Consider the following 1,823-nt stretch of genomic DNA (forward strand, 5'->3'; position numbering starts at 1 on the left):
AGACGACCGAGATCCGCACCCGCCTCGCCCTGAATGGCGCGCTCGCCGTGACCCTCGATCACGGCGACCCAGGGGACGCGGCTCGCTCCGAGCCGGGCGATGGCCGCGCTGATCGCCCGCTCGCCGACCTCGGCGACGGTCTCGCGTCGCCCGCGATAGTCGAGCAGGATCTGGCCGATCAGCGTCACCCCGGCGTCGCGCGTGCGCTCCGGGAAGAGCTGCGGGTCCACCACCTCGATGCGCATGTCGGGTTGCGCCTGCCGATAGCGCATGAGCAGCCGCTCGATCCCCTTGCCGAGCGGGCTCGCGGGGTCGGCAAAGACGGTGGCGCGCAGCGGACCGTCGAGTCGACCGAGGATGGCCAGACTCTCGGGGGTCAGGCTGTTGGCGCCGACGGCGGTCCAATCCCAATAGCGGTCATGGCGTGCAGTCAACCAACCGCCCGCGATTAGGACGGCCAGCAGAAGGACGAGAAAAAGCGCATCCGCGAGCGGTCGGTTGAGCCGGCGGAGCTGCGCCGTCGCAAAAGCCAGGATGCTTTTCACTGCAGGACCCGATTCGCGAGTCGACGGTGGGTCAGGGCCAGAAAGAAACCCGTAAACCCCAGCAAATACGCCAGATCGCTCAAACGCACCGCCCCGAGCAGAAACCAAAAAAGATGCTCGTTCCAAGAGAGCCAGCCGAAGAGCGAGAGATCATGGGCTCCCAGCGTCTCGACCCGGCCGATGACGGAGAAGACCAGCAGGATCGCGAATGCGGCGATTACCGAGGCACCCGTTTGAGCGCTCATGCTCGAGGCATACAGCCCCACGGCGCAGAACATCATGCCGACCAGCCAAAGCCCGAGCGTGGTGGCGGCGATCTGACCCGGGTCGAGCGCGGCGCTGCCTGCGAGCAGCGCGATGTTCAGGAGGGGCAGCAGACACAGCGGCGTCATCAGGACCGTCAGCGCGAGAAACTTCCCCGCCACCAGATCGCCGATGCGCACGGGCGCGGCGGCCACCAGCTCGAAGCTGCCGTCGCGAAACTCCCCGCTGAGCATCCGCATGGCCATCAGAGGCACCGCGAGCATGAGGATCACGGCAGCAAAACCGAACAGGTTCAGGGCCAGCTCCACCGTCAGGCTCGCGACCCGCTCGTCGGCCCCCAAACCCGTGAAGTCGTCGACCACCTTCAGAAAGATCCAGGCGAGCACGACCTGACCGCCGCCGAGCAGGATCCAGGGCAAGGGAGAGACCAGCGCACTGCGCAGCTCGCGGCCCGCGATCGCGCCGATCATGCCGTGCCTCCCGCGCCGATCAGATCGAAGAAGACGCGCTCCAGATCCGGACGTTCCGGACCCAGCTCGCAGAGATCGAAACCGGCGGTCAGGATCTGGCGGGCCAGATCCGTGGACTCGGCCCCGTCGGTCAGGATCACCCGGAATCGTTCCTCGCCTATGACGATCGCGGCCTCGACACAGGGCAGGCGCTCAAGTCGCGCGGCCTGCGCAGACGTACCGGACTCGCCGCGCGGGCGCAGACGCACCCGCCAGAGCGAGGTCGGAGCGAGCGCGTCGAACCGATCGCTGCGCAGCATCCGGCCCTGATGAAGCACCAGGACGCGATCGCAGACCGCCTGGACCTCCGAGAGGATATGGCTCGACAGGATGATCCCGCAGTCGCGCGACAGCTCGCGGATCAGACCACGGACCTCGCGGATCTGGAACGGATCGAGCCCCTCGGTCGGCTCGTCGAGGATCAGGAGCTTCGGGCGATGCAGGATCGCTTGTGCGATCCCGAGACGCTGGCGAAAACCCTTGGAGAGCTTGGCGATGAGTGTGC

General features: G+C 67.1%; 3 protein-coding genes. All 3 read right to left on the reverse strand.

The window, feature by feature from the left end; all coding sequences use genetic code 11:
- A partial coding sequence (locus VLR48_RS09270; RefSeq protein ID WP_325291508.1) for a DUF7088 domain-containing protein occupies nucleotides 1–545 on the reverse strand: 545 nt, incomplete at its 3' end.
- Nucleotides 542–1,279 carry an ABC transporter permease gene (locus VLR48_RS09275; RefSeq protein WP_325291509.1) on the reverse strand — a complete coding sequence of 246 codons (738 nt, stop codon included), beginning with the start codon at nucleotides 1,277–1,279 and terminating at the stop codon, nucleotides 542–544. The genes VLR48_RS09270 and VLR48_RS09275, both read right to left, overlap by 4 nt.
- The coding region (locus VLR48_RS09280) for an AAA family ATPase (protein ID WP_325291510.1) at nucleotides 1,276–1,823 on the reverse strand (548 nt) is incomplete at its 5' end. The genes VLR48_RS09280 and VLR48_RS09275, both read right to left, overlap by 4 nt.

Origin of the sequence: Thiocapsa sp., from assembly GCF_035467215.1 — a bacterium.
Taxonomy (GTDB): domain Bacteria; phylum Pseudomonadota; class Gammaproteobacteria; order Chromatiales; family Chromatiaceae; genus Thiocapsa.

Bases quoted from the DNA above. Each gene is read 5' to 3' on its own strand.
- VLR48_RS09275 (WP_325291509.1), bottom strand. From the start codon at position 1,279: ATGATCGGCGCGATCGCGGGCCGCGAGCTGCGCAGTGCGCTGGTCTCT.